At 66.1% G+C, this 5,657-nt stretch carries 3 protein-coding genes; 1 reads left to right on the forward strand and 2 read right to left on the reverse strand.

Translation table 11 applies throughout. The features are described from left to right. Positions 1-13 precede the first annotated feature (13 nt). A complete protein-coding gene (locus tag GD1_RS20285; RefSeq protein WP_238403714.1) occupies positions 14-1,255 on the reverse strand; it encodes an HNH endonuclease in 1,242 nt (413 codons plus the stop codon). A 210-nt stretch (positions 1,256-1,465) separates the two neighbouring features. Continuing rightward, positions 1,466-1,930, reverse strand: a complete 465-nt coding sequence (gene aroQ / locus GD1_RS20290; protein ID WP_059039328.1) for a type II 3-dehydroquinate dehydratase — start codon at positions 1,928-1,930, stop codon at positions 1,466-1,468. A 125-nt stretch (positions 1,931-2,055) separates the two neighbouring features. Between aroQ and GD1_RS20295 the strand changes: the two genes are divergently transcribed. Further along, positions 2,056-5,382: an arabinosyltransferase domain-containing protein gene (locus tag GD1_RS20295; RefSeq protein ID WP_059039329.1), complete on the forward strand. Its 3,327-nt coding sequence runs from the start codon at positions 2,056-2,058 to the stop codon at positions 5,380-5,382. Positions 5,383-5,657: the final 275 nt, after the last annotated feature.

Consider the following 5,657-nt stretch of genomic DNA (forward strand, 5'->3'; position numbering starts at 1 on the left):
GCTCAATCAACAGTCAGGCAGCATTCGGCAACTCGTCGGCAAACCGCCGGTTGTACGCAGGAATCGGACGACGACGTCGATCGACCACCTCCGGCGGGATCAACCACGGATGCGCATCCGGGCCCATATAGACATCCCACCCGTTGTGATGCACATCGGCATGACACGACGCACACAGTAGACACCCATTGGCAAGATCGGTCGCACCGCCATCCGACCAATGCTCGATGTGATGAGCCTGAGTGCGCGATGCCGGGGCACCACACTTGATACAACACCGATCCCGCTCGAACAACGCACGCCGCTGACCGGCGGTGAACAACCGTTTCGACCGACCCATATCCAACGGCACCCGCTCACCGTCGACGATGGTCATCACCACCACGCCGTCGCAGCTGGTTTCCAGCAGGGTGCTGTGGGTGATCGATCCACCAAACGCCAATTCCGACTTGCCGGGTGTATCCGCGGGGACCGACAGGTTGATCAACGCCGCAGGTAGCGCGGTGACCGACCGTTCCCCCGCACCAGCGGCCATATCCAACACCATCTCCAAGGCGTCAGCGCGGCGTCGGGGTGCGTCGCGGGGATCTTTCGAACCGTCCGGTTGCGGAACCGGAGCCGACAGTTTCTCGATCGCGGTCGCGAGCTTCTCCCCGACAAGAACATCAAGACTCCCCGAGACAGCGACCCGCCCATCATCGGTCCGCCCGATATCGAGAGCATTCAGATTGCGGTCTTCCTTTGCCGGGCGTCCACCCTCGGCATCGTCAGCATGATGGTCCCCCAACTGGTGTGCCCGGGCCATCACCTCAGCCGGTTTCGCACCGGACACCACCTGCGCCAACAAGTCGCCTTCGAACTCGGCCCAGGCCTCGGCGGTCGGAGCCTCGCCGGCACGTAACCCGATCTGGTTGAGCCCGCGCACGATCGCATCGACGTGTTCACCCGAGATCGCCCCGTCGGCAGCATGTTTCGACGTCCGTTCCACCACCGCCGAGGTGCCGATCCGCTGCATCCGCGCAGCCACTGACGGCGTGTACCCCATCTCGATCAGCAAGGCGATCGGTTTGTGCCCGTGCCGTTGCGCCACACCGAGCCGGTCGAGATGACCAGCCCCGGCCGCGGTCAGCGCGTCGACGACGTTCCTGATGGTGACCAGTGTCCGCATGTCCGTGAACACGTCCGGCCCGGTCGGATCGTCGTCGAAACGACAATCGATGAGTGCGTCGAGAATGGTCTCCAGCTCCCCCTGCATGTGTTCCATTGTAGCGAACACATGTACGAGGAATCTGCGAATTCTCCAGTAGAACAGTGTTTGTGGATAAGTTGTGAAAGCTGTTCACCCTGGGGATTCGGGTTCACCCCTGGGGTTGTTGGGGGTCGTTGCGGCCCACCACTCAACCGGCAACTCCCCGCACGACTGTCGAGTGGGACGAGACCCTCGGTCGCCGGTGCCGCGCTCGTGTCAGTCCGAGATCAGTTCCACGAGACGTCGGATGGCGAACTCGTACCCGCGGACGCCATAACCGACGATGATCCCGGCGGCGATCGGCGACACGTACGAGTGATGCCGGAACGCCTCCCGCTTGTGCACGTTGGAGATGTGCACCTCCATGATCGGCACCTCCGGGATCACCAGCGCGTCGGCCAGCGCCACCGACGTGTGGGTCCAGCCGGCCGGGTTGATCACGATCCCCGACACCTGGCCGCGGGCCTCATGGATCCAGTCGATCATCTCGCCCTCGTGGTTGGTCTGCGCGGCACGCAGCCCATAGCCCAGCTCGGACGCGGTGCGCTCGGCGAGGTCGACGACGTCGGCGAGGGTGTCGGACCCGTAGATCTCCGGCTGCCGCAAGCCCAGGGTGTTGAGGTTGGGGCCGTTGAGCAGAAGGATCGGCAGCGGGGTTGACTCGGTGGGGTCGGTCGACATGGGGTCAGCCTACAAGTCCATCCGAGGCCCGGGCCGGGCCCGACACCGCTGAGGTCACGCCCGGTGGGAGGCCGCCAGCTGCCACGGCGCGGCCCGCACAGACTCACCCACTACGATCACTCTTTGTGCCAGCAACGTCGAGGGTGGGGAGAGCAAAGCTCCTCGCGATCATCACCGGACTGGCGGGTCTGATCCTCGCCCTCGCCACCCCTCTGATGCCGGTCAACCAGACCACTGCAGAGATCAGTTGGCCGCAGAACGGGCAGATCAACTCCGTCTCGGCGCCGCTGACCGCCTACGTCCCGATCGACCTGGACATCGCCATCCCGTGCTCGGCGGTCGGTGACCTGCGTGACGGCGAGTCCGTGTTGCTCTCGACGCTGCCCAAGCAGGCGGAGAAGAGTTCCGAACGCGGTCTGTTCATCCGCCGTACCGGTCAGGCCGGTGACGCCCCCGACCGCCAGACCGTCGAGGTGGTCAACCGCAATCTGCCGCTGGTGTCGGCGACAGTCGCCCAGATGCGGTCACAGGACTGCCGCGAGATCGTCGTCCACGCCGACTCCTCCGAGGTGACCGCCGAGTTCGTCGGCATGCACAACGACTCCGGTGAGGCACTCACCGGAGTCGACACCAACCAGTTCAGCTCCGATCAGCGACCGCAGGTCACCGGCCTGTTCACCGACCTGTCCGGGGCCGCCGCCGACCTGCCGGGCCTGCGCGCCCACGTCACCATCGACTCCCGCTACACCTCCACCCCCACCGTGCTGAAGTGGCTGGTCCTGGCGGTCGGGATCGTGTGCACCCTGATCTCCCTCGCCTCGCTGGCGGTACTCGACTCCACCGACGGCCGCGGTCATCGTCGGATCTTCCCGGCACGGTGGTGGCGGCTCAACGCCCGCGACTATGTCGTCATCGGCGGCCTGCTGATCTGGCATTTCATCGGCCCCAACACCTCCGACGACGGCTACCTGATGACGATGTCGCGGGTCGCCCAGAACAGCGAGTACACGGCCAACTACTTCCGCTGGTACGGCGCACCCGAGGCACCGTTCGGGTGGTACTACCAGGTCTTCGGCATGCTCAGCCACATCTCGGTGGCCAGCCCCTGGATGCGACTGCCCGCCCTGCTGTGCGGGATCGCGTCGTGGCTGATCATCAGCCACGAGGTGCTGCCCCGCCTCGGCCGGGCCGCACTGATCCGTCCGGCCGTCGGCTGGACGGCGGCCTTCGTCTTCCTGGCGTCGTGGTTCCCGTTCAACAACGGTCTGCGCCCGGAACCGATCATCTGCCTCGGCGCACTGCTGACCTGGTGCTCGGTGGAACGGTCGATCGCCACCGGGCGACTGCTCCCGGCCGCCATCGCCTGCATCTTCGGTGCGTTCAGTCTGGCGGCCGGACCCACCGGTCTGCTCGCCGTCGCCGCACTGATCGCCGGTGCCCGACCGATGATCCTCGCGCTGCTCAAACGGGCACGGGTGATCGGTTCGGGGTGGACGTCCTATCTGGCGTTGATCTCCCCGATCCTCGCCGCCGGCACCCTGGTGATCTTCGCCGTGTTCTCCAACCTCACGCTGCGCTCCTTCATGGAGGCGTCGAGCATGAAGTCGGCGCTCGGCCCGTCGCTGCACTGGTACAACGAGATCGACCGCTACTCTTCGCTGTTCGCGTTCTCCGCCGACGGTTCCATCGCCCGCCGCTTCGCCGTGCTCGCGATGATCCTCGGCCTGGTGGTGTCGGCGGCGGTGCTGATCCGCAAGTCCCGGATCCCCGGGACGGCACTCGGGCCGTCCCGACGTATCGTCGGGATCACCTTTGCGTCGTTGGTGTTCCTGATGTTCACCCCCACCAAGTGGACCCACCATTTCGGCGTGTTCGCCGGACTCGCCGCAGCCCTGGCCGCCATCGCGGCGATCGCGGCGAGCCAGAGCGCGATGCACTCACGCCGCAACCGGACCCTGTACGCGGCACTCGTCTTCTTCATCACCGGGCTCGCCTTCACCGCGCCCAACTCGTACTACTACTCCTCGGCGTGGGGGATGCCATGGGGCGTCGGACAGGTCACCATCGTCTTCCGCGTGGGGACGGTGCTGCTGGTGATCGCGCTGCTGCTGTTGCTGCTCGCGCTGTGGTTCCACTTCCGGGAACCGTTCTCCGGAACCGATCCGGTCGCCGAACCCGACGAACAGTGGAAACAGGAACATCACCGGTGGTATCGGCGCCTCTGGCATTCGATGGCCGGTGCCCCACTCGCCTGGATCGCCGCCGTGGTGGTGCTTTTCGAGCTCGTCACCGCCGCCTTCGCCGGTATCCACCAGAGCAATTCGTACTCGGTGCCACGCTCCAACCTCGAGGCCCTCGCCGGTAAACAGTGCGGCATGGCCGACAAGGTGTGGGTCGAGGAGAACCCCAGCAGCTTCGAGCTGAAGCCGGTCGACGGCACCCTCACCGACCCGCTCGCCGGACCGGCCACCCAACCGGAATCGTCGCGGTCGGCCACCAGCGGTTTCACCCCCGACGGCATCCCCGACGACATCGACACCAAGGCACCGGCCGGATCGCTCGGCGTGCTCGCCGGTGACGCCTTCGCCGACCCGGACGTCCTCATCGCGAACTCCGGTGGCACCGGCGGCGGCACCAACGCCACCGCCGGGGTCAACGGCAGCCACGCCGCACTGCCCTTCGGACTCGATCCGGCGACCACACCGGTGCTGGGCAGCTACTCCAAGAACGATCAGGTGCCTGCCCGACTGACGTCGGGCTGGTATGCACTGCCCTCGGACTATCGATCCCGGCCGGTGCTGAGCTTCTCGGTGGCAGGCCAGTTCGACAATCCGCGAGACCTGTTGCTGGAGTACACCGATGACCCGATCACGTCGTCGACCCGCGATGCCGATCTGAAAGCCACCGGCGACGTCGCGATGATCGATCCCGGCCCCCGGCCGTCGTGGCGCAATGTGCGTATCCCGACAACGGATCTGCCGGAGGGACTCACCGCGGTGCGGATCGCCGCCACCGACGAGAACCTCGCAACCGACCGCTACATCGTCGTCACCCCGCCGCGTGCGCCCGAGATGCGGACGCTGCAAGAGGTTGTCGGAAGCGACGATCCGGTGCACGTCGACTGGACGTCGGGGCTGGTGTTCCCCTGCCAGCGTCCGTTCACCCACCACGACGGCGTCGCCGAGATCCCGGAATGGCGAATCGAACCCGGCGCCGATCTGAAAGCCGCCGTCGCCGCCTGGCAGGGTTCGTTCGGCGGCGGCCCGCTCGGCTGGGAGCAGGTGTTGCTGGACCCGACGGCGCTGGCCACATATCTCCAGGGCGACCTGGGCCGCGACTGGGGTTCACTGGAACGGCTTGTCCCCTACGGCGATACGACCGTCCCGGCGGAGATCACGACCGGTACCGAAACCCGCAGCGGACTGTGGAGCCCCGCGCCGATCCGGTACTGACACGGCGCGTGACGGAGACGTCGGTTCTGGTTGCGGACATGTGTGTCCCACCGGATTCCGACGGCCGGTCGGCCTCGCCACGCGAGGCTGTCCTGGTCAATCATCGACAGCTCGTTGCTGATCGAGCTGACGAGGAACGATGTGGTCACCACCCGACGTCGGTTACGCAGATTTCGACACGGGTCCTCGCGAAGCTCGGTCCCGGCTCAATCACCCAAGAACACCCCACCCACTCCTAACTCAACCACCAACGGGTCATTGATGGTTGAGCCGAC

The organism is Gordonia desulfuricans NBRC 100010 (assembly GCF_001485495.1).
Taxonomy (GTDB): Bacteria; Actinomycetota; Actinomycetes; order Mycobacteriales; family Mycobacteriaceae; genus Gordonia; species Gordonia desulfuricans.

Bases quoted from the DNA above. Each gene is read 5' to 3' on its own strand.
- aroQ (WP_059039328.1), bottom strand. From the start codon at position 1,930: ATGTCGACCGACCCCACCGAGTCAACCCCGCTGCCGATCCTTCTGCTC.
- GD1_RS20285 (WP_238403714.1), bottom strand. From the start codon at position 1,255: ATGCAGGGGGAGCTGGAGACCATTCTCGACGCACTCATCGATTGTCGT.